General features: G+C 46.5%; 22 protein-coding genes. 11 read left to right on the top strand and 11 right to left on the bottom strand.

Annotated features, from left to right (window positions below; genetic code table 11):
• Nucleotides 1-26 precede the first annotated feature (26 nt).
• On the bottom strand, nt 27-1,595 hold the full coding sequence (gene leuA / locus JFT56_RS01845) for a 2-isopropylmalate synthase (RefSeq protein WP_198782043.1): 1,569 nt from the start codon (nt 1,593-1,595) through the stop codon (nt 27-29).
• A gap of 505 nt (nt 1,596-2,100) precedes the next feature.
• Here leuA and JFT56_RS01840 point away from each other — a divergent pair.
• Nucleotides 2,101-3,882: a diguanylate cyclase domain-containing protein gene (locus JFT56_RS01840; RefSeq protein ID WP_198782042.1), complete on the top strand. Its 1,782-nt coding sequence runs from the start codon at nt 2,101-2,103 to the stop codon at nt 3,880-3,882.
• Here JFT56_RS01840 and recQ read toward each other — a convergent pair.
• Nucleotides 3,864-5,687: a DNA helicase RecQ gene (recQ, locus tag JFT56_RS01835; RefSeq protein ID WP_198782041.1), complete on the bottom strand. Its 1,824-nt coding sequence runs from the start codon at nt 5,685-5,687 to the stop codon at nt 3,864-3,866. The genes JFT56_RS01840 and recQ overlap by 19 nt on opposite strands.
• 220 nt (nt 5,688-5,907) lie before the next feature.
• Here recQ and JFT56_RS01830 point away from each other — a divergent pair, with 220 nt between their 5' ends.
• Together JFT56_RS01830 and rarD are read left to right on the top strand one after the other, a co-directional pair.
• Nucleotides 5,908-6,372 carry a thioesterase family protein gene (locus JFT56_RS01830; protein ID WP_198782040.1) on the top strand — a complete coding sequence of 155 codons (465 nt, stop codon included), beginning with the start codon at nt 5,908-5,910 and terminating at the stop codon, nt 6,370-6,372.
• Nucleotides 6,373-6,575: 203 nt separating this feature from the next.
• Entirely contained in the window at nt 6,576-7,460 is an 885-nt protein-coding gene (rarD, locus tag JFT56_RS01825) for an EamA family transporter RarD (RefSeq protein WP_198782039.1), read from the top strand.
• 43 nt (nt 7,461-7,503) lie between these two features.
• On the opposite strand, the gene JFT56_RS01820 is transcribed toward rarD, so the two are convergent.
• The 5 genes from JFT56_RS01820 to radC all read right to left on the bottom strand — a co-directional run bounded on the left by JFT56_RS01820 (nt 7,504) and on the right by radC (nt 10,989).
• Nucleotides 7,504-8,022: a PH domain-containing protein gene (locus JFT56_RS01820; RefSeq protein ID WP_198782038.1), complete on the bottom strand. Its 519-nt coding sequence runs from the start codon at nt 8,020-8,022 to the stop codon at nt 7,504-7,506.
• A 107-nt stretch (nt 8,023-8,129) separates the two neighbouring features.
• On the bottom strand, nt 8,130-9,449 hold the full coding sequence (gene argA, locus JFT56_RS01815; protein ID WP_198782037.1) for an amino-acid N-acetyltransferase: 1,320 nt from the start codon (nt 9,447-9,449) through the stop codon (nt 8,130-8,132).
• A 323-nt stretch (nt 9,450-9,772) separates the two neighbouring features.
• A complete protein-coding gene (gene rpmG / locus JFT56_RS01810) occupies nt 9,773-9,946 on the bottom strand; it encodes a 50S ribosomal protein L33 (RefSeq protein WP_006079871.1) in 174 nt (57 codons plus the stop codon).
• Nucleotides 9,947-9,952: 6 nt separating this feature from the next.
• A complete protein-coding gene (gene rpmB, locus JFT56_RS01805) occupies nt 9,953-10,189 on the bottom strand; it encodes a 50S ribosomal protein L28 (protein ID WP_006079870.1) in 237 nt (78 codons plus the stop codon).
• Between the two features lie 122 nt (nt 10,190-10,311).
• Nucleotides 10,312-10,989, bottom strand: a complete 678-nt coding sequence (gene radC / locus JFT56_RS01800) for a RadC family protein (protein WP_198782036.1) — start codon at nt 10,987-10,989, stop codon at nt 10,312-10,314.
• A gap of 121 nt (nt 10,990-11,110) precedes the next feature.
• Between radC and coaBC the strand changes: the two genes are divergently transcribed.
• The 5 genes from coaBC (at nt 11,111) to folE (ending at nt 16,387) form a co-directional block, all read left to right on the top strand.
• Nucleotides 11,111-12,331, top strand: coding sequence for a bifunctional phosphopantothenoylcysteine decarboxylase/phosphopantothenate--cysteine ligase CoaBC (gene coaBC / locus JFT56_RS01795; RefSeq protein WP_198783472.1), 1,221 nt, complete (start codon nt 11,111-11,113; stop codon nt 12,329-12,331).
• Nucleotides 12,328-12,786, top strand: coding sequence for a dUTP diphosphatase (gene dut, locus JFT56_RS01790; RefSeq protein ID WP_198782035.1), 459 nt, complete (start codon nt 12,328-12,330; stop codon nt 12,784-12,786). Before coaBC ends, dut begins: the two co-directional genes overlap by 4 nt.
• A 34-nt stretch (nt 12,787-12,820) precedes the next feature.
• On the top strand, nt 12,821-13,414 hold the full coding sequence (gene slmA, locus JFT56_RS01785) for a nucleoid occlusion factor SlmA (protein WP_007651298.1): 594 nt from the start codon (nt 12,821-12,823) through the stop codon (nt 13,412-13,414).
• A 131-nt stretch (nt 13,415-13,545) separates the two neighbouring features.
• Complete coding sequence (locus tag JFT56_RS01780) at nt 13,546-15,513, top strand: alpha/beta hydrolase family protein (RefSeq protein ID WP_198782034.1); 1,968 nt, start codon at nt 13,546-13,548, stop codon at nt 15,511-15,513.
• A 223-nt stretch (nt 15,514-15,736) separates the two neighbouring features.
• Entirely contained in the window at nt 15,737-16,387 is a 651-nt protein-coding gene (gene folE / locus JFT56_RS01775) for a GTP cyclohydrolase I FolE (protein WP_198782033.1), read from the top strand.
• Nucleotides 16,388-16,583: 196 nt separating this feature from the next.
• On the opposite strand, the gene pyrE is transcribed toward folE, so the two are convergent.
• Nucleotides 16,584-17,225, bottom strand: a complete 642-nt coding sequence (gene pyrE / locus JFT56_RS01770; protein WP_198782032.1) for an orotate phosphoribosyltransferase — start codon at nt 17,223-17,225, stop codon at nt 16,584-16,586.
• Between the two features lie 140 nt (nt 17,226-17,365).
• Entirely contained in the window at nt 17,366-18,079 is a 714-nt protein-coding gene (rph, locus tag JFT56_RS01765; RefSeq protein ID WP_007651307.1) for a ribonuclease PH, read from the bottom strand.
• A gap of 212 nt (nt 18,080-18,291) precedes the next feature.
• Between rph and JFT56_RS01760 the strand changes: the two genes are divergently transcribed.
• A complete protein-coding gene (locus JFT56_RS01760; RefSeq protein WP_198782031.1) occupies nt 18,292-19,155 on the top strand; it encodes a YicC/YloC family endoribonuclease in 864 nt (287 codons plus the stop codon).
• Between the two features lie 121 nt (nt 19,156-19,276).
• Here the strand turns inward: JFT56_RS01760 and JFT56_RS01755 are convergent, their stop codons facing one another.
• Complete coding sequence (locus JFT56_RS01755; protein ID WP_233095558.1) at nt 19,277-20,002, bottom strand: MarC family NAAT transporter; 726 nt, start codon at nt 20,000-20,002, stop codon at nt 19,277-19,279.
• Between the two features lie 370 nt (nt 20,003-20,372).
• On the opposite strand from JFT56_RS01755, the gene JFT56_RS01750 reads away from it, so the two are divergent.
• Nucleotides 20,373-21,011 carry an ERCC4 domain-containing protein gene (locus JFT56_RS01750; RefSeq protein WP_198782030.1) on the top strand — a complete coding sequence of 213 codons (639 nt, stop codon included), beginning with the start codon at nt 20,373-20,375 and terminating at the stop codon, nt 21,009-21,011.
• Between the two features lie 28 nt (nt 21,012-21,039).
• Here the strand turns inward: JFT56_RS01750 and yjjG are convergent, their stop codons facing one another.
• Nucleotides 21,040-21,723: a pyrimidine 5'-nucleotidase gene (yjjG, locus tag JFT56_RS01745; RefSeq protein ID WP_198782029.1), complete on the bottom strand. Its 684-nt coding sequence runs from the start codon at nt 21,721-21,723 to the stop codon at nt 21,040-21,042.
• 398 nt (nt 21,724-22,121) lie between these two features.
• On the opposite strand from yjjG, the gene JFT56_RS01740 reads away from it, so the two are divergent.
• Entirely contained in the window at nt 22,122-23,018 is an 897-nt protein-coding gene (locus JFT56_RS01740; protein ID WP_198782028.1) for a LysR family transcriptional regulator, read from the top strand.
• Nucleotides 23,019-23,088 lie beyond the last annotated feature (70 nt).

Here is a 23,088-nt window from a genome sequence, read left to right as displayed (position 1 = left end):
TGCTATTCTTTGGATGCTTTTAGCGACTAGACGCCGCCTAGCTCTCGATTTTTTTGCATGCTTTGTTTGTAATCGGCGACCTTGTCTGCGCGGCACGTTAAGTTCATCACATGCACTAAAGCGCGCGCCGAGGCTTCGACCACATCGGTCGCTAAACCTACGCCGTGAAAGTTCTGCTCGTGGTAAACCGCGGTAATGTCCACTTGGCCTAAGGCATTTTGACCTACGCCCTTAGCACCTAACTTATAGCTGATGATATCGATTCGACGATCGGTTGCGCGAGCAATCGCGTTATAGGCAGCATCAACAGGACCATTACCCGTTGCGGCTTCGGTTTTAATTTCGCCGCCCACTTCGATACGCACAGTCGCCGTAGCAACGCCTTCAGTTGAGTCGGACTGCACCACTAATTGCTGCAATTGATAGTGATTGTCTTCTTCGGCCTGTGCTTCCATAAAGGCTAAGGCTTCTAAATCATAATCAAATACTTGGCCTTTTTTATCGGCCAATTTTAGAAACTCTTCATACAGAGTATCCATATTGTAATCGTGCTCGCTATAGCCCATTTCCTCCATGCGATGCTTGATCACATGGCGACCCGAGCGCGAGGTCATATTCAAGTTGTTGCGATTCAAACCTATGCTTTCTGGCGTCATGATTTCATAGGTATTTTGTGCTTTTAACATGCCATCCTGATGGATGCCCGACGAATGGGTAAAGGCATTGGCACCGACAATCGCCTTGTTCGCCTGCACTGGCATATTGCATAACTGGCTGACTAAATTAGAAGTACGATGAATTTCCTTGGCATTAATGCCTGTTTCTAGCCCTAACATTCCCTTACGCGTCGCTAAGATCATAGCGATCTCTTCCAGTGAACAGTTACCCGCACGCTCACCTATGCCATTGATGGTACATTCAATTTGACGCGCACCGTGCTGTACAGCGGTAATCGAGTTAGCCACAGATAAACCTAAGTCATCGTGGCAATGCACTGAGATCACCGCTTGGTCGATATTCGGCACCCGATTAAACAAAGTCTGAATGATATTACCAAACTCGCTTGGTACTGTGTAACCGACCGTATCGGGAATATTAATGGTGCGTGCGCCCGCACAAATGGCGGCCTCTACCATGCGACATAGATTATCGATGGGCGTACGCCCCGCATCCTCACAGGAAAACTCCACGTCATCAGTAAAACGGCGGGCATACTTCACTGCGCCCACGGCCATTTCTAACACTTGATCGAAAGAACGCTTCAACTTGCTCTCAACGTGAATAGTCGAGGTCGAGATAAAGGTATGGATACGGAATTGGTCAGCAACGGACAAAGCCTGCGCCGCTGCATCGATGTCCTTTTCCAATGCACGGGATAAGGCACAAACGCGGCTATTTTTGATGGTGCGTGCTATGGTCTGCACTGACTCAAAATCACCGGGTGAAGAAACTGGAAAACCCACTTCCATCACATCCACACCGAGACGTTCCAGCGCCATAGCGATCTGTAGCTTTTCTTTGACCGACAAACTTGCGGCTAACGCCTGCTCACCATCGCGCAAGGTGGTATCAAATATTATGACTCTGTTAGACATCTCGCTTCTCCATGGAACGTCACCGTTCGTTAGTTAATTTTTGCCGTATTCAGATACAAAAAACCCCGCAACATTTGTGCGGGGTTTGTGAATGCTTTGCCTCTTTATCGAGCGTGCAACACTAAGACCTCCGCGTATAAACCGCGAGGAGAGAGAGGAGGAGGTCGAGTTTGCGGCTAATAATATTCATTTAATCTGTATATTTATTCTGTTTGAATTATTGAGGACGGTTAATATTTAACTTGCCAAGCCGAGAGTGTCAACCCTAATTTTTTCATGTTCCACTGATTTTTTCGTCCCAAAGCAAATATTGGCGCGTTTTATTCGTAAAAAAGTGATCGCCCCCCCATAATTAACCCGCTGTTAGTGCAGAAAAATCGATACAATGAGTAGGCTTATGCCCTGAAGAAAAAAACAGTTTTTTATGCAAAAAATGATTTGGAAAAGTTATAATCGCCGCCCTCAGTTATGGATATTTGATTAAACGCATTTTATGGAGCAAAAAATGGATTTTCGCATCTTTGCGCTGAGCCTGCTGTTATGGCTGTTTCCCTATGGGGCCAGTGCTAGCGAACAATTAGATGAGTTGACGGCACTTATCTATCAGTATCCAGCGAAAGCCTTCTCTCAGATTTCCACATTAGAAAAGCAACAAACTCCTGAAAACTCAACAGATATTGTTAGGTTACGCGTTAGCATTCTAAAATGCCAAAACCTACTGCAATTAGGTGAGAATGAAGCTGCCATTAATCTCGCTCAATTAGGGGAGGCAAAAGCGAAACAACTCAAACTAGATCAAGCGCGCCCCTATTTTTTGATTTGCCAAGCAGACGCCAACCTCAACTACAATAATATTCAAAATGCCCTACCTTTGCTCGACTCGGCGATCACCCTAGCCCGCCGTTATCAACAACCCCAAGCACTCGTTGATGCCCTGCGCCTACGTGGGCAACTCGATACTGATACCGATAATTTCTCGTCTGCTATCGAAGATTTACGGCTCGCCATCGATATTTATCCTGATCTTCATACTCAAACCCAAAATTGGGTGTGGCCACCGCAGGCCTATATTTATGCGGCCATGGGCAATTTACTCTATGCTACCCATGATTTCCCCCAAGCCATGTATTATACAAATCTAGGAATACAGAGCTCTGATGCCAAAGGGAAAGTGTTACACATCATTTTACGTAATGCGGCCAGAATAGCTTTTGATAATCAAGAGTTCGCTTACAGTGATCAACTAGAACAACAGTCTAAAGCCCTTTTGCCTGAACTCGGCTCGCCACTGGAACTCGCCTACAGCTATGCCATTTTGGCCTCGATTTCGCTCGATAAAGGCCGTATCGACACTGCAGAAGAATACCTTTCTATCGCCATTAACACCTTCAAAAAACAAAACCAGCTATTGGCAATGATGCGTTCGACTCGGCTGTTAGCTCAAATACGCTTTGCCCAAAATCAAGACGAAGCAGCCTTAATCCTAATGAAATCTGCTATTGAGCAGGGAGAAAGTTTAAAACAGTACTCAGATCTAAAATGGTTCTATGGCATTTTGGATGATTATTACACTAAGAAAGGGGATTTTCAGCAGGCCCATGCATACCTACTTAAACGCTTTCAAGCCGCTGAACTTGCAAATCAGGTAATGAACCATAATCGCATTTTGCAGTTCAAAGCCCGCCTCAATCAGCAAGATATCCAACAAGTAACAACGGACAGCATCATCAATAATCCTTCTCTTATTCAAGAACTGGATCTGGATTGGGCGTATAGCACGCTCTTTTTGGTGATCATGGCAGTATTAGGCGGTGCTATTTGGTATTTCATCGATAAGCAGAATAATCGCGCCCCAAGTTCAACGGTAGACGAGCAGCCACTCTCACCATTAGAACAACTCAAAATGGCGCTCCACAGCGCAAAACAGGGAAATTACCCACTGACGTTATTACTCTTTAACGCTAGCCAGATACGTCAGGTTGATATGTCGCCGCTCCAAGATGAATTGCTACACAAGCTGCGCGAGCAGGACAAACTCATTCGTTATTCTATGGATGAAATTGTCATCCTCCTCCCCCACACGTCGGCTATGGGCGCCCAGCGAGTGGTCAATCAATTAACGGCAGCCATTCAACCCTGGCAGGGATCAAGCAGAGTCAATATTGGCATAGCTGCATTACAACAGTTTGATACCTTAGAGTCGTTAATAAAACGCGCGAGTATCAATCAACTAGGGAAATTGAAAGTAGGGGAATCCCCTCAAAATCACTATTCTCCCGCTAAGTAAGCGGCAATTTCATCGAGAAATGCGTCACCGAAACGACTCAATTTACGCTCGCCAACGCCGTTGACTGCAAGCATTTCCCCTGCGCTGGTTGGCATCATGGCCGCCATTTCCGCAAGCGTCGCATCGTTAAACACGAGATAGGGCGGCACATCCTGCTGCTCAGCTATGGTTCTTCGCAATAGCTTCAATCGTGCAAATAATTTTCGGTCGTAATTGAGTGGCGCCTTAGATTGCCCGGCTTTACGCTTGGTTGTTGTCAGCGAAATACGAGGCTCGGCTAACATTAAGGCGACCTCGCCCTTGAGAATGGGTCGCGCTGAAGGGTTTAAGGTAATAGATGAACCGCGAGTCACATCTTGGCTCGCTAGCCCTAAATGGATCAATTGACGGATCACACTCAACCAATATTCATGGCTTTTGTCTTTGCCAATCCCCCAAGTCGTGAGTTTATCGTGGCCCCTGTCGACTATGGGTGCGCCTTTCGAACCTCGCAATACTTCAATTAAGTGATTGATACCGAATCGTTGCCCTAGTCGATAAATACACGACAGCACCTTTTGCGCATCTTCGGTACCGTTATAGCGCTTAGGCGGATCGAGACAAATATCGCAGTTACCACAGGGCTGTAATGCACTTTCATCAAAGTAATGTAGCAACACTTGGCGGCGACAGGTTTGTGCCTCGGCAAAGGCGGCCATGGTATTGAGTTTATGGAATTCTACTTGCTGCTGTGGCCCAGGTTCGGACTGTTCAATCAAATGTCGCACCCGGCCAATATCGGCGGGGTCAAACAACATAAAGGCTTCGGCATCGAGCCCATCTCGGCCCGCTCGACCTGTTTCTTGGTAATAGGCTTCGATACTCTTAGGGATATCGTAATGCACCACAAACCGTACGTTTGACTTGTTGATCCCCATGCCGAAAGCGACAGTAGCAACGACTATATCAATTTGATCTTTAAGAAAACTATCCTGCACGGCGCCACGGTCTTCCTGCGTCATTCCCGCATGGTAAGCCTTGGCATTAAAACCTTGCAGACATAAACGATCGGCCACCTCATCGACACGGCGACGGCTACTGCAATAAATAATCCCACTGCTACCGTTTTGTTGTTGTAGAAAATGTCGTAACTGATTAGCAGCATTGAGTTTTTCGGCTACTGTATAGCGAATATTTGGCCGGTCGAAACTCGACAATAGTCGGTAAGGATCGATACCTAAACGCTCACAAATACTCTGCCGAGTCGCCTGATCTGCTGTTGCTGTCAGCGCCATCATGGGCACATAGGGGAAAAGTTGTTTTAGCTGGCCGAGCGCGGCATATTCAGGGCGAAAATCATGGCCCCACTGGCTAATACAATGCGCCTCATCGATGGCAAACATCGCCAATGGCATGGACTGCATACGCTCAATAAAATCCGCCGTTAATAGGCGTTCTGGCGATACATAGAGCAGCTTTAACTCGCCATGGCGTAGCTGCCGTAATACTTCGGCACTCTGCTCGCGCGGCAAAGAGGAATTCAGATAAGCCGCAGCGACACCGGTTTGCAATAAGCTATCGACTTGATCTTTCATCAAAGAAATCAATGGCGAAACTACGATAGTAATGCCATCCATCAGCAGCGCAGGCAATTGGTAGCACAGGCTCTTACCGCCGCCCGTGGGCATGATCACTAAGCAATCTTGCCCACTACATACACGCTCAATGACCTCTCGCTGCCCATCTCGAAAGTCACGGTAACCAAATACCTGTGCGAGGCGCTGGGAAAGGGGATCATCATGTATGTTGAGTAAAGGCGTTTCCATGGATCTACTATCTAAAAAGTGAGGGGCTTATTCTAAAGGACTGAACCGCTCCTGTCTTGCACCAATATCGGATCCTCCGCTGGTGTGGCTTCCTCTAAGCAGTAGAGTTGCATTTATCGTTCGCTTCACTGTAGATTAATTGCTCTAGCCGCACTTACCAATAGATTAAGTGTCGATAATAAATCCAATTAAGCCGAATTTCGCCACAAGGATGAACATAATGACGACCCAGATCCAAGCAGAGGTATTAAAACGTGTCGCAGAAGTATTTGATAAGCATGTACCTTTTCATAATCTGCTCGGGCTCGATATTAAGCGCTACGATATCGATGGCGTAGAGGTGGTCATCAATATGAAGCCTGAGCTTATCGGCAATATTCACCAACAAATTCTCCACGGTGGTGTCACTGCGACGGTACTGGATGTGGTCGGTGGACTCACAGCTTTTGCAGGCTTAGTCGCCAGCCGTGATGATTGGACCATCGAAGAATTACAGCAACGCCTGCAAACACTAGGGACGATTGATATGCGGGTCGATTATCTACGTCCTGGGCGCGGCCTCACTTTTACGGGCACGGGTAGCGTCATCCGTGCGGGTAATCGAGTCTCAGTATGTCGCATGGAATTGCATAATGAGCAAGGCACGCATATCGCTTTTGGGACAGGGACTTATATGGTAGGTTAGCGGGCTCACTCGCGATGCTCATCTAGGGAAAAAATCCAAGCAGACTGATGTAAATATCTTTATTAATCATTTTGTTACAATCTAAAATCATCAGTTCAATCCCTTAATAGAGATATTCTGTAACGAAAGAACCCAGCGAATTCCTTGAGTCATTAGACAGACACACCTACAATCGCGGTCTCGTTGTCCTTCGAAGATATCTCATGCCAGATTTTGAATACCGCAAAGGGATCCTACTCGCCGTCAGTGCATACTGTATGTGGGGTTTTGCGCCTTTATATTTCAAGTTACTCCACCATGTTTCCGCCACCGAAATATTGCTCCACCGCGTCATTTGGTCATTTGTGTTTATGTTGATCATCATGCAATTTATCGGCGGATTTTCTCGACTACGCTTGTTATTCAAACAACCTAAACAGCTGATAGTACTCGCCATTACCTCTATCTTAATCGCAGGGAATTGGTTGCTATTTATTTGGGCGGTGAATAACGATCATATGCTCGATGCCAGCTTAGGCTACTTTATCAACCCACTGTTGAATGTATTGCTCGGCATGCTGTTTTTAGGGGAAAGGTTACGTAAATTGCAATGGTTTGCGGTCGCACTTGCCAGCGCAGGCGTGTTGATCCAGCTAATCTCATTTGGCTCAATTCCCATTGTCTCACTGGCACTCGCCGGCACCTTTGGCTTCTATGCACTGCTGCGAAAGAAGGTCAATGTGGACGCCAAGGCTGGCTTATTAGTTGAAACAGCAGTGCTATTACCGGTTGCGTTAATTTATCTTATTGCAACGCTGGATACCGCAACCGCCAACATGCTAACAAATGATTGGCACTTAAACTTACTGCTTATCGCTGCGGGGATTGTGACCACGATTCCGCTGCTGTGTTTTGCGGGGGCGGCGGTTCGCATTCCACTATCTATGCTCGGTTTTTTCCAATATATCGGTCCGAGCATTATGTTTATCCTCGCAGTGAGCCTGTTTAATGAGCCCTTCGATGCCGAAAAAGGCGTAACCTTCGGCTTTATCTGGAGCGCGCTGCTCGTCTTTACCTTAGATATGGCCTATAAACGCAAAACGGCGTAAACATTATCACGCCGATAAAACAGTTACAGAAGTGATGGCATAATCACTTCTGTAATTGTGTTAAAAATTCAATCCCTTGCGGCACTGTCAGTAATAAACTGTAGCCTTTAGTCGTTGGTACTAACACTAATTGTGACTGATCTGTTATTGCCAAAAATGCTCTACCTTTTCCCTGCAAATTAAACCAGCCCAATTGAAACCCAGGCATGCCTATGCCGTTCGTTTTAAACCTCGGCGTTAAATGCCCCTCTTGCCGCAAATCGACTATACGCGCCTCGGCGGACAATAAATCCGCACGGGATAACTGCACTTTATAGAAAGGAACATCCAATGTGAGCTCTGTATCGGTTAACACTAACTGAGCGTGACTCGATTGATAGAAAACCCAAGAAAATCCTCCTAACATTGTCAGCAATAATCCCAGACTGGCAAACTTGGTTACTATCGGCATCTGCTTTAGCCATAGCATGAACAGCAGACCGCTCAAGCCTAAGAGTAAGATAATAAAGCTTAAAATAGAGGTTTGAGCTAAAGGTGCCAGCTCGAAAATTTGAGGGGTCATTGGCAGCATCTCCTATGCAGTGAAGCCTTAACCTGCCAATAAAGACATATTTAATCAACAAAATGCCAGCACTCGGCTGGCATTAATAATAAAGTTGCACTTTAAGCTTATAGATCGAGGGCGAGAATTTTGGAGCGGCGCTGATAGTTATACAGCTGCTTTTTCTTCTGCGGCAGCGCTTCCACATCTTCAATCACAAAACCATGCTCTAAAAACCAGTGAATGCTGCGGGTCGTCAGCGCGAACAAGCGAGAATAACCCCGGCTGCGCGCCTGGCCAATAATATTCTTCAGCAGCAGGCTCCCCCTGTCGGCATCACGATAATCGGGATGCACCACAAGACAAGCAAACTCACCGGCATTATCTTCTTCAAAAGGATAAAGCGCGGCACAGCCAATCACTAAGCCATCGCGCTCAATCAACATAAACTGCTCGATTTCAATCTCGAGCTGCTCACGGCTACGGCGCACCAGAATGCCTTGCTCCTCCAACGGACGGATAAGGTTCAATACCCCCCCGATATCGGCGATCGAAGCGCGGCGTAATCGCTCGGCACTTTCAGTGACAATCTGAGTACCAATACCTTCACGGGAGAACAGTTCCTGCAGCAGCGCACCATCTTCGAGATAGCTGACTAAATGACAGCGTGGCACACCATTGCGGCAGGCGTCGATGCTCGCCTTCAAGAAAGCCATAGTGCCCACACAGGCAGAGCCTTGCTCAGCAAGCTTATTGAGGATGTTCTGCGCATCATTGGGCATTAACTCGGCGATCACATCACCATTACGGTCGAGGATGCCGTTCTGCGAACTAAAGCCAATCATCTTATCGGCTTTGAGCTTAATCGCCACTTGAGTGGCAATCTCTTCCGCCGTTAAGTTAAAGCTTTCACCGGTAACCGAAGCGGCAATAGGCCCCATCAATACGATACAGTGGTTGTCGAGCTGACGTTTCAAACCTTGGGCATCAATCCGGCGCACTTTACCGCTCAGGCAAAAATCCACGCCATTATCCACACCCAGCGGCTGGGCAATCACAAAGTTGCCACTCACTAAGTTAATTTGCGCGCCCTGCATTGGAGTATTACTTAAACTCATGGATAAACGTGCGGTGATATCAAACTGCAGCGCACCGGCCACCTGTTTAATCACTTTGAGTGAGTCTTCATCCGTGATGCGTACACCATCATGGTAGGCAGGTTCAATACCGTTGGCAGCTAGCGCAGCATCTATCTGCGGCCTAGCACCATATACCAACACCACTTTAATCCCTAAACTGTGCAGCAAAGCGACATCATTTAAGATGGCGCGAAATTGATTTTGAGCCAAAGCTTCGCCACCCAGCATGACCACAAAAGTTTTACCTCTGTGAGCATTAACATAGGGGGCAGAATGACGAAATCCATCAACCAGTTCAGTGGTACGCACGCGTTATTTACACCTCATTTTTGAGCTGGCAACGTCACTATTAACACGCCAGGAATGAATCGTTAAGTTTCGCGTATGGTATTGCATTTTAATTCACATATAAAGAATTTATTCTCATTAAAATGCAGTTTTAATACATTAAAGTGCTTACATTCGCACAATTTTACACTTTCAGTAAGTGTTTACATTTTTTTAACTGTACGGCACAAAATTATAAGACTTAAGTTTGCGATAAAATTATCTCAACTTGATGACTTGCAGCTAAAAAAGCGTAAAAAAAAGCCCCTTAAATAAGGGGCTTTTCTCGAAACACTAACCAAGGATTACTTGATTTTGGCTTCTTTGTAGATAACGTGCTGGCGAATAACTGGATCAAATTTTTTGATTTCCATTTTTTCAGGCATGTTACGCTTGTTTTTTTCAGTTGTGTAGAAGTGACCAGTTTTAGCTGTAGAAACTAATTTGATCTTCTCACGATTACCTTTAGCTTTAGCCATGATCTATTACACCTTCTCGCCACGGGCACGAAGTTCAGCAACAACAACTTCAATACCTTTCTTATCGATCAGACGGATACCTTTAGTAGATACACGTAACTGTACGAAACGTTTTTCTTCTTCTAACCAAAAACGGTGGTTTTGTAGGTTAGGTAAAAAACGACGACGGGTCGCGTTTTTTGCATGCGAACGGTTGTTACCAACCATCGGCTTCTTGCCAGTAACTTGGCATACTCTTGACATGTCAATCTTCTCCAAAAAACAATTTTAACGCTCGAGCATTAATGTGCCTCGTATGGCCGTCGCCCGAGGCACAAAGAGGGCGCATTTTATACACGATCACAGAGTGAAGATCAAGTGTTAGATTAATTAATCCAGCCTCGTTCCGCAAAAGAAACTATCTCTCGATCACCGACAACCATATGATCCAACAAGGATACATCTATGGTTGCTAACGCATTTTTTAATCGCTCAGTTATTCGTCGGTCAGCCTGACTGGGCTCGGCAATCCCCGACGGATGATTGTGACACACTATGACGGCAGCAGCCTTTTTTTCAAGCACTAAGCTCACCACTTCACGTGGATATACTGAGGCTGAATCTATGGTTCCGCGGAATAATTCGACAAACTGAATTACTCTATGCTGGCTATCCAGCAGCAAAATTGCGAACACTTCATAGGAGCGGTCAGCTAATTGTCGCATTAAATAGTCCCGAGTTAAATCGGGATTTGTCAAAACCTGACCTCTCTGCAGGTTTTCTTGTGCCACACGCCGCGCTAATTCAGCCGCAGCTTGAAGCTGAGCGTATTTTACAGGTCCCACGCCCGGAAGTCGACACACCTGATGCTTTGGTGCACAAAGTAAGCTTCTTAATCCACCAAATTCCTGGATAAGTGAACGTGCCAAATCCACCGCATTGAGTCCAGATAAGCCATTACGCAGCAAAACGGCAAGCAATTCCGCATCGGACAGATGCGCGGCTCCTTTTTGTAGCAGTTTATCCCGGGGCCCTTCTCCCTCTGGCCAGTCCTTAATCGCCATACGACCTCCTGTCATTCCCCTTATTTGCAGTTTACAGAGTATGGACGAGATTTTTTGAACTGTGATAGTCACTAAAATTAGCCGCTTTGTGATATCGTTGGCGGCATTATTTCAATCTCGGATCATGTCTGTGAGTCTGACAAATAAAAACGTCCTTCTGGGCATTGGCGGCGGTATTGCGGCCTATAAAAGTGCTGATTTAGTGCGCCGACTAAAAGAACGCGGCTTTGATGTGCGCGTGGTGATGAGTCAAAGTGCGCAGGAGTTTATCACCCCCCTCACACTGCAAGCCTTGTCAGGGCATCCAGTCGCCTCGAGTTTGCTCGATCCTGCGGCAGAGGCCGCGATGGGGCACATTGAACTCGCTCGCTGGGCCGATTTAGTGATCATCGCCCCAGCAACGGCCAACTTACTCGCCCGTATCAATGCCGGTATGGCGGATGAATTAATCACCACCACGTGTCTTGCCACCGAGGCGCCTATCGCCCTGTGTCCTGCGATGAATCAGCAGATGTATCGCAATGTGGCGACTCAAGCGAATTTGACTAGCCTAGCTTCACGGGGTTACACACTGTGGGGACCCGCGAGCGGCAGCCAAGCATGCGGCGAAGTCGGCCCTGGACGTATGCTCGAACCGCTAGAAATTGCCGAGCTAGCCAGTGATTTTTTTGCAACAAAAGAAGTCTCTGCGCAGCCTCTTGCTGGCCAGTCGGTACTGATCACCGCCGGCCCGACCCGCGAAGCTATCGACCCCGTTAGATACATTTCGAATCACAGTTCGGGGAAAATGGGCTTTGCCCTCGCCAAAGCCGCGGCAGAGATGGGCGCAACTGTGACTTTGGTCTCAGGGCCAGTTAATCTAGCCACTCCCGAAGGCGTCACTCGTATCGATGTTGAATCAGCGCAAAACATGCTCGACGCTGTAATGGATAATGTTGATAAAAAACATATTTTTATTGGTTGCGCCGCCGTTGCCGATTACCGCATTAGCGATGTCGCCACCTGTAAAATCAAAAAATCCGCAGAAGAAATGCAACTTGCACTGGTGAGGAATCCTGATATCTTAGCCACGGTCGCAAGCTTGCCAAACCGTCCCTTTGTGGTGGGATTTGCCGCAGAGACCCATAATGTAGAAACCTACGCCCGCGATAAACTCAAACGTAAAAACTTGAATATGATCGCCGCAAACGACGTTTCCGTCGCAGGCCTTGGTTTTAATGCCGATGTCAATGCCCTGCGCGTGTTCTGGCCGCAAGGTAGCCAAGATTTGCCCGCCACTGACAAGCTCACGCTGGCACGGCAATTACTTTCGTTGATAGTGAAAGAAAAAACAAATACATGAAAACACCGATTGAATTAAAGATCCTCGATTCCCGTATTGGTTCTGAGTTTCCCCTGCCCGCTTACGCCACCCCAGGCAGTGCGGGTATGGATCTTCGCGCCATGATAGACACCACAATGACGATAGCACCCGGTGAAACTCGGCTTATCCCAACGGGGATTGCCATCCATGTAGCCGACCCAGGGCTGGCGGCGGTGATTTTACCCCGCTCCGGTCTTGGCCATAAACAGGGTATCGTACTGGGGAATCTGGTCGGGCTTATCGACTCCGATTATCAAGGCCCCTTATTGGTGTCTTGCTGGAATAGAAGCGATTGCCCATTTACCTTAGAAATAGGTGATCGTCTCGCACAGTTGGTGTTTGTTCCTGTGGTACAGGCCCAATTCAAACTCGTTGATGAGTTCGACAGTTCAGATCGTGGTGAAGGTGGATTTGGCCATTCAGGCACTAAATAATCCCCCAAGTCGTTATTAAGCCAAGGATACTGCAATGGCTGTAAGCCCAAAAATTAATCGTCGTGAACATATTTTGCAATGCCTAGCGCAAATGCTAGAAACCAGTCCCGGACAACGTATTACCACCGCCAAACTCGCCTCGGAAGTGGGAGTATCGGAAGCCGCGCTTTACCGCCATTTCCCCAGCAAGGCGCGGATGTTTGAAGGCTTAATTGAATTTATCGAAGAGTCACTGCTCTCGCGCATTAACTTAATCATGGATGATGAGAAAGACACCATGAAGCGCTGCCAACTGGTGCTGCAACTACTGCTGATTTTTGCCGAGCGTAATCCCGGGATTTCCCGCGTGCTCAATGGGGATGCGCTTCTGGGGGAAAACGAACGCCTGCGCAGCCGGATCAGCACCCTATTTGCCAAGATCGAAACTCAGCTAAAGCAAATTTTACGGGAAAAAACCCTGCGGGAAGGCAAAGGCTTTAATTTAGACGAAGCCATATTGGCTAATTTGCTATTAGCCTTTGCCGAAGGCCGAATCGCTCAATTTGTACGAAGTGAATTCAAACTCAAACCAACCACACACTTCGATGAACAGTGGCGATTTATCCAACACCAGCTTTTGCAAAGTTAATGAAATTACAGCATATGGGACGGTAAAACCGTCCTTTATTTTTATCTGCTCTCCCTTGCTCCACTGCAACGTTTGATTTAGTCTTTACCGCCATATAACAAAACACCAACATTAGAATACAAGGAATGTAGATGAAACATCTTCAAAGATGCTTGCTTCTCATTTGCGGGTTACTCGCAACAAACCTCTATGCAGAACCAAGCCAATTAATCAAAGCCTTCAGTGCCTCAGCTGAATTTACCGACATACAAATATCTCCAACGGGTGAGTATCTGGGTGGCATAACCATAGACAAAGCGGAAGATAAACGGGCTCTTATCATCCTAGATATGAAAACCATGAAACCGTCCTATATCGTCAACTTTGATGGAAAAGGTGAAGTCGGTGCCTATTATTGGGTCAATGATGAGCGGGTCGTTCTGCAGAAAACCTATAAACAAGAGCGTATAGAAACATCGGCTTACTACGGTGAAATGTTAGCGGTGAATGCCGATGGCAGTAAACCTAAATATATCTTTGGTTATAAAGGCGATGGCAGAATTTCTGCTGGCACTAACATTAAAAAATCAGAACCGATTTTTGCGACAAGTTACATGCTCGATCCACTGCCAGATGAAGAAGATGATATTTTAGTGTTCGCATACCCTTGGACAGGCACTAACCACGCAATAACCGAAATATATCGCGTCGACGTTTATTCCGGAAAACGCAAGAAGCTGGCCTCATCACCAGTACAGAACGCCAATTTTTTAATCGATCATAATCAAAATGTACGCTTTAGTTTTAGCCAAGATGCAAAGTTAAATGATTTGCTTTACTACTTTGATGAAAACCAAGACAAATGGATTTCAGGTGATAAATTTAAAGGAGACTTACTGGAGTTTAGACCGCTCGCCTTTACAACTGATAACAAGTCTATTTATGCAATTGGTGCGAAAAAGAATGAAACGCGCGCTATCTACAAGATTGAGCTAGCTACAGGCAAGCAGCATAAGATCATTCAGCATCCGGTGGTTGATCCTAACGAGATATTAATCGATAAAAAGACCAAAGAGTTATATGCCGTTGAATTTGAAAATGGTCATCCAGAATATGAGTTTTTAGATAAGGAAAGTAAAAAAGCCAAAGTGCTTAATCAGCTTATGCAGGCTGTTCCAGATCATCGTATTCAAATCATTAGTGAAACCCGAGATGGTGAAAAATTGATCGTGGTTGCGATGAATGACAGAAACCCCGGAGATTACTATCTATTTGATAGTAAAAAATTCAAGCTTAAACACCTTTTTGCACAAAAAAGTTGGCTAGACCCTGAATCAATGGCTGAAGTTAAACCAATTACGTTTACCGCCCGTGATGGTCAAGAACTCCATGGTTATTTAACGCTGCCAAATGGCCAAGAGGCCAAGAATTTACCACTAGTAGTCAACCCTCATGGCGGCCCCCATGGTCCAAGGGATTATTGGGAGTTCAACGCTGAAAACCAATTGCTAGCCCAACATGGCATTGCCGTACTTCAAGTAAACTTTAGAGGCTCTGGCGGTTACGGCCCCAAGTTCGAAGAAGATGGCTACCAGCAATGGGGCGAGAAGATCCAATATGACATTATCGATGCCACGCAATATGCTATCGATCAAGGCTGGGCAAACAAAGATAAAATCTGTATCTCTGGCGGTAGCTTTGGTGGTTACTCTGCGTTAATGGCTCCTATGCTCGCACCCGATATGTTCAAATGTGCAGTAGGGACTGCAGGAGTATATGATCTCGAAGAGTTACATGACAGTGGCGATATACCTCAATCATATTCGGGTGGTGCATTCCTCGATAGGGTGCTCGGCAATAATATACAGAAGCTGCGAGATATGTCGCCAACCCACAATGTCGATAAACTCAAAGCGTCTGTTTTACTGCTTCATGGTGAAGAAGATGTTCGTGCCCCGATGGAGCAATTCGATGCGATGGAAGCTGCATTGAAAAAAGCCAATTACCCTTATGATAAAAAGATTTGGGATAAGGCAGGTCATGGCTTCTATACACCTGAAAGTCGTGAAATCTATTACGAAAGCATGCTCAGCTTTATTAAGAAACACTTATCAATTTAGCCACTAAAACGCAGGTCAAATATCTGAAAGTCAGATATCAATCCTTTACCAGGCCGCACGCAATAGCGGCCTTTTTCATAGGTTTAATGTACGATTTTAGTATGAATTATCTGCGATTCACGCTATTCTCCCAACCCGTTTCTTGCCCATGCAAGACTCCCAATTTGCACCCTAGTTCGCCTAGGTTTCTGGTTATAGCCGCTACGATGTAGTGGAGGATAAGATGGCATTAAGTGAAGCAGCAGTAAAAGTACAGGCAGCCCTACAGGAACGCGGGCTTGAAACCCCGATGCTCCCAAACGTTTACAGCAGTGAAGAACGTAAGGACAAGATTGAGCATCATATGAAGGAGATACTGACACTTATGTCATTGGATCTTTCGGATGATAGCCTGGCCGATACGCCGCGCCGCATCGCAAAAATGTACGTCGATGAGATTTTCTCAGGCTTAGACTATGAAAATTTCCCTAAGATTACCGTCATCGATAACAAAATGGGTTTCGATGAAATGGTGCGCGTGCAAGACATAAGCCTGACCAGCACCTGCGAACATCATTTAGTGACGATCGATGGTACTGCGACCATTGCTTATCTACCACGCAAAAAAATTATTGGTTTATCAAAGATTAATCGTATTGTGCGTTTCTTTGCCCAGCGCCCACAGGTACAAGAGCGTTTAACTCAACAAGTGTTAGTCGCGCTGCAAACCTTGCTTGAAACCAAAGATGTTGCGGTCAAAATGGATGCGGTGCATTACTGCGTAAAATCCCGCGGCGTGATGGACTCCACCAGTTCCACCACTACCACGGCCTTAGGTGGCATTTTTAAATCCAACCCAGCGACCCGCGCCGAGTTTTTGCACCAGTCTAAATAGCCTTAACTCGGGGCACATAAGAGTGCTTGGCTGCCGCGAGTTAACGCCAGTCAAACCGCCAATAAAAAACGCTGCCACTCTAAGAGTCGCAGCGTTTTTTATTTATGCGTTACCCCGTCATTCGGCATTTGAGCGATGACTGTGCTCTTTTGTCACATCGCCCAACAGATGCTGGTTCAACCTATTTCGCTATGGCTTAAATTCCGTATTGCTCGCGGTATTGGCTCACCGCTGCAAGTTGGGCTTCCATTCCTGGTTTTTCAGACAGATAACTGATTAGGTCTGCCAGTTTGATAATCGCCACTATGCCGCAGCCAAAATCACGCTCAACTTCTTGAATCGCCGATAACTCGCCCTTGCCTTTCTCTTGTCTATCTAGCGCAATCAATACACCCGCTAATTGCGCTTTATGGGCTTCGATGATTTCCATCGACTCACGAATCGCAGTACCTGCGGTGATCACATCGTCCACCAGCATCACCCGGCCTTTCAGCTCGCTACCGACTAAGCTGCCACCTTCCCCGTGATCTTTTTTCTCTTTGCGGTTAAAGCAGTAAGGAATATCGATATTGTGGTGTTCACACAGTGCCACGGCGGTCGTCGTAGCAATCGGAATACCTTTATAGGCAGGGCCAAATAACAGGTCATACTCAATACCCGAATCCACTAAGGCCGCGGCATAAAAGCGGCCTAAACGCGCTAAGTCACGGCCAGTATTGAATAAGCCTGCATTAAAGAAGTAAGGACTGATACGGCCCGATTTAAGGGTAAACTCGCCGAATCGCAGTACCTGACGCTCTAGGGCAAATTCAATAAACTCACGTTGATAGGCTTTCACAATCTCTCCTTACGACTTTGTCTTTTATGGTTAACTGTTAATTCGGTACAGAGTGTGTATTCAATCTTGCTGCACACTAAAGTTACAGCTAATAAAAAGCCCCGCACTCTATAAATGACGGGGCTTGTTATCAATCGGCATTAGTTCAATGCGGCTTTCTGCACATCGACGATTTCACGAATACTGTTCTTCGCCAATCCGAGTAGCTCAATCAGTTCTTCGTGGCTAAAGGGCTCGCCCTCTGCAGTACCTTGGATCTCAATAATCTTACCAGTTTCAGTCATCACCACGTTCATATCGGTTTCGGCGGCGCTGTCTTCCACATATTCGAGATCGCTTATCGCTTCACCCTTATAAATACCGACGCTGACTGCCGCAATCAAAAACTTAAGCGGGTTAGATTTAATAATCCCCTTACCACGGGCCCAGTTCAACGCATCGACTAAAGCGACACAGGCGCCAGTGATAGAAGCGGTGCGCGTACCACCATCGGCTTGGATCACATCACAGTCGATCACTATTGTGTTTTCGCCTAGGGCCTTCATATCCACACAGGCGCGCAGCGCACGACCGATAAGACGTTGAATTTCTTGTGTACGACCAGATTGCTTACCGCGAGCGGCTTCACGGTCCATACGGCTATGGGTCGAACGTGGCAACATGCCGTATTCCGCCGTCACCCAACCTTGACCTTGACCCTTAAGGAAACGTGGCACACCTTCAGTAAAACTGGCGGTACAAAGCACTTTAGTTTCGCCAAATTCCACTAACACTGAACCTTCGGCATGGGCCGTAAACTGGCGAGTGATAGTGATGGGGCGTGTTTGTGCTGGCGTTCTGTTACTTGGACGCATGCGGGATTCCTGTATTCTGAGTCATTGACCGATTTTGGCTGCATATTATAGGGGCTTGCGCTCTAGGATGCCATGCCTAGGGCAATTCTCTGGCAAACTCATCTTGCCAATCTACCCTATAACTTGCACTAGTATACTGTATGCCTTTAATCCTAAAGCCATTGACTCTATAATCCCCTCTCATTATGACGATTACACCATTAGGACAACCCATGATCCAAAGCATGACAGCCTACGCTCGCATCGAGCACAAAGCACAATGGGGCACAGCCTCCTGGGAAATTCGCTCAGTCAATCAACGCTATCTCGAAACCTATCTACGTTTACCCGAGCAATTTCGCAGCTTCGAACCCGTACTACGCGACCGTCTACGTAAGCGTTTAAGCCGTGGCAAAGTCGAAGTCAATCTGCGCTACGAACTGGCCGACAATAGCAATAACGAACTGCAATTAAATCAAGGTCTAGCTAAGCAATTGCTCGATGCCGCCACTTGGCTCAAGCAAGAAGCAGGACAAGGTGAAGTGAATCTTACCGACATCCTCCGTTGGCCGGGCGTGCTCTCAAGCTCTGAGCAAGATATGGATGCCATAGGTGCCGATCTCATGGCAGCCTTCGATTCAGCCATAGATCAATTTATCGAAGCCCGCGGCCGTGAAGGCGAAGCCATCAAAGACATGCTGTTAAGCCGCTTAGAGGGTGTGAGCGAGCAAATCGCCATCGTACGCGAGCACATGCCAAAAGTGATGGAATATCAGCGCGAAAAGTTAACCAATCGCCTAGCCGAAATCAAAGGTGAACTCGACCCTGCCCGCATCGAGCAAGAAATGGTGCTACTGGCGCAGAAACAAGATGTCGCCGAAGAAATGGACAGACTCGAAGCCCATGTCGCCGAAGCCCGCCGCATCCTCAAAAAAGGCGGCAGCGAAGGTCGTCGTCTCGATTTTATGATGCAAGAATTTAACCGCGAATCTAACACCCTCGCCTCAAAATCCATCAGCACAGAAATCACCTCAGCCGCAGTGGAACTTAAAGTGCTCATCGAACAGATGAGAGAGCAGATCCAGAACGTGGAATAGTGTGTTGTGGTGTTTAACTGCAATCTAATAAATAAAAACCCTGATTTATCAGGGTTTTTATTTGGGTAAACTCAATCTAATTCACTTTTTTGCAAGTTTTAGGCTAATTGATGGGTGTGATTTAGCCCAGCGCTTGCACATTCGAGTATTTGAGGGCCAGTGTTGACTCTGGATGCAAGTCCTCTGTGGCCAGAGTTACCTGCTGGGACTGAGTATGGAAAGCGGGATCCTGCGCGACTTCTTTTATGCCATTAATACAAAATTGCATTCCCATACAAACAAGTAGAAAACCCATGATCCGCGTCATAGCATCGATCCCCGTAGCGCCGAGAACTTTACAAACGGGATCCGCCAGCTTAAGTACGCCCCAACTGATCAGGCTCATTAAAGCAAAAGCCGTCACCATACCGCTATAAATAGTAAAACGGCTGTATTCCTCCGGCAGTTCAGCAATTTGAGCCGCGCCACTAATCACCAATGCCATAGTCCCCGGCCCACACATGCTGGGCATAGTCAGCGGAACAAAGGCAATACTCTGATTAATATCAACATTATTAGCTTGTGTTGGCGCAGGGAACAGCATCCTAAACCCAATAAAACCGATAATCAGTCCGCCGGCTAAACGTAATCCCGGAATCGAAATACCAAATAATTCTAAGATTGAAGAGCCAATAAAAAAGCTAATGCACAGGGTGCAGAACAGATAAATAGCGGCTAAATTCACCTGTTGACGCACATGCTCCCGCGACATTCCCTTGCTAAGTCCGAGCAATAGCGTCGCTGTGGTGGGGGGATTAACCATTGGCAATAGTGCCAATAAAGCTAAAATCACGACTTGAAAATACATGTTATTCCTCGACTGATAGGGTCAATGTTTATCTAAACAGTAAATACCTAATGCATAGTATTCTATGCAGAATAAATGAAGCAAAACGCATCACTCGATCACAGCGCCATAGCTATATGCATTAAACAGCCTATATCAAAGCGATAAGCTACTGTTAACACATTCGAATCGATAATACTGATATTCACTCATGGCTGGCTCACGTTGATTTTCTCGTTCTGCATTATGGCGACAGGTCGAACTGACGCACTTCATCTTAAACTGAGGATCCACAAAGCTGAAGACAACTTTGGTACTTGTGGCTCAGCCTGACTACACTCATAAACAATCCTGAAATCCTGAATGTGTCACTCGGCTGAGGTCAATAAAATTGGCTGCGGATAAAATTCCCCTCTTTTATGACGATAGAGAACATGCAGAAACCATCCTCTATGAGCTGTCACTGCACGAAGATCTCTCGCTCATCAAAAAACGCCTAAAATTGGGTGATTACCAACTCAATGATTGGCTGATTGAACGCAAAACCTTGCCCGATCTTGTGCAATCGCTATGTGATGGGCGCTTATTCGCTCAAGTTGCCAGGCTAGCCACGAGTGCAAGCTATACGGCGCTACTCATCGAAGGCTGCACTCAAGATATCGCCGATTACCAGATCCGCAGAGAGGCGCTTATCGGAGCGCTGTGCTCCATTTCAATCAATTTCCATATCCCAATACTTCGCAGTTTATCGCAAACTGAAACGGCCAAAATACTGTATTTTTTCGCCACTCAGTTAAATCGCAGAGAAAATGAATTAACCCTCACGGGACGTAAGCCCAAACGCAAGAAAAATCAGCAACTGTTTATCTTGCAAAGCCTACCCGAGGTCGGCCCCAAGCTTGCCAGCAGGCTGCTATACCACTTCAAAAATATCGAGGCCGTTTTCACCGCTCCCGAAGAGGCATTAATCCGAGTCGAAGGCATAGGTAAGGAAAAAGCCCGAAAGATCCGTGAAGCGCTAACTGGGTGATTGAGCCGCTATTTAAAAATTATGCAGTTTACACCCCAAGCAACAGGCTATGCAGTTCTTGATGGGAGCGCACTTGATAGTGCGGCGCGATCCCTGCGGGCACATCGTGGCCGTGGACGTTATACCAGCAAGTATGAATACCCGCATTAATGCCACCTTGAATATCGGAATGGGGATTATCACCGACCATAAGCACAGTTTCACGCTCAGGATGTCCCATCAATTCAAAGGCATGTTCAAAGATGCCCACATCGGGTTTGGCCATGCCGACTTTTTCTGAAATCACTAAAATATCAAAATGATGCTGCAAGCCTGTACGCTCTAAACGCACGGTTTGTAGCTCAGTAAAACCGTTGGTGATAATGCCCAATTTAGCCTTACCCTGCAGCGCGGCTAACAACTCGCGGGCACCGGGTAGAGGAGAACAAATTTCAGCCATAGCCGCTAAAAAGGCACTATTGAGCGTCATTGCTGATACAGCTAATTTGGCCGCCCACGCTTCGAAACGTGTGATTTGCAATTCGGCGGCGGTGATTTTACCGTCTTGATAATCGACCCAAAGTGGTTTGTTAACTAACTGATACTCATCAAAATCAGCTTGAGTAAAATCGACACCAAAACCGGCGAACATCAGTTTAAGCCCTGCAAAGGCATCGAAATAAAATAAGGTTTCGTCGGCATCGAAAAGCACCCAAGTATAAGGTGTGGCCATGAAACTAGCTTGGCTTGAGGACAAGATAACACTCCTAACGAAAGATAAAATGTACTGATTAATCAGTAAAAATCTAAAAAAACAAACCAGTCGCAGTATTGAAAACCGCTACGCCATACCAGATTAACTAATCCCGAGATAAAGCAGGAGCATCATTCAAATGGGGTAACGAACTTACAGAACCTGCGACCACATTCTCTTAGTGGGGCATATTTTTTGTTGCAAAATAGTCTATAGTCTTTGCCTATGATTGATAATACCGTACTAATGCAACCTATCGTTGAGTATAACTCAACAGTAAACACCTTCTATCTTCTCAATCACACAGAGAGTTAAATCGAAGGTTGATAAAAATCCAACGGTAATTCAGCCATCTAGCTTAAAAGAATGGAGCACATATGGAACATTTTTCAGCTCTGCCGATTTTTGTCACTGTGGTGGAATGTGGTAGTTTTTCAGCGGCGGGACAAAAGCTTGGGCTCAGCAAATCGGCCATCAGCAAACGCATCACTCTGCTAGAACAACATTTAGGGATTCAACTATTACAACGCACTACGCGCAGCTTGAGTCTAACAGACGCGGGTGCGCGTTATTTCGAGTATGTTCGCCCCGCGGTGCAGCTCGCCCAAGAAGGTCTAGACGCCATCTCCGAGCTACAGCAAACGCCTAGAGGCAATCTGCGGATTTCGGTGCCTATGGTGTTTGGTCGCTTGTATATTGCGCCATTAATCGCTGAATTTTTAAGGCGTTACCCAAATATCCAGCTGCAAATGCAGATGGATGATAAGACTACAGATTTAATCTCAGGTGGCTTCGATCTCGCCATTCGCATCGGCGAACTACCCGACTCAAGCCTTATCGCCCGCAAGTTGGCACCTTGTTTAAGTGTGATTTGCGCATCCCCTAGCTACCTTGCTCAGCATGGCTTACCCAACACACCAGCGGTATTAACCCAGCACAACTGTTTGTTTTACTCATATTTTCAAGATGGTGTGGAATGGACCTTCCACAGTCCCGAAAGGGCGCAGCGTATCCAGCCTAAGGGCAACTATCAGGTCAATAATAGTGACGCCATCCATCAAGCCTGTCTCGATGGCTTAGGTATCGCCAACCTACCGCGTTTTATTGTAGAGCCCGATCTGCAAACCGGGCGTTTACAGGCATTACTCACGGACTATCCGCTGCCCGAACACGGTATTTATGCCGTGTATCCACAGCGAAAATACCTTCCAACCAAAGTGACGGTATTGATTGAATTTTTGATGGAGAAGCTGGGAAGTGGCAAGTTTGGATAATTTTCAATTTGTCGGTAATAAATAATGACAAATATCTTAATACCAATGAGAGATAAACCAGAGGCCATCA

The organism is Shewanella putrefaciens (assembly GCF_016406305.1).
GTDB lineage: Bacteria > Pseudomonadota > Gammaproteobacteria > Enterobacterales > Shewanellaceae > Shewanella > Shewanella putrefaciens_C.
Note: the sequence above shows the minus strand (reverse complement) of the source record. Positions and strands in the feature narration are given on the sequence as shown.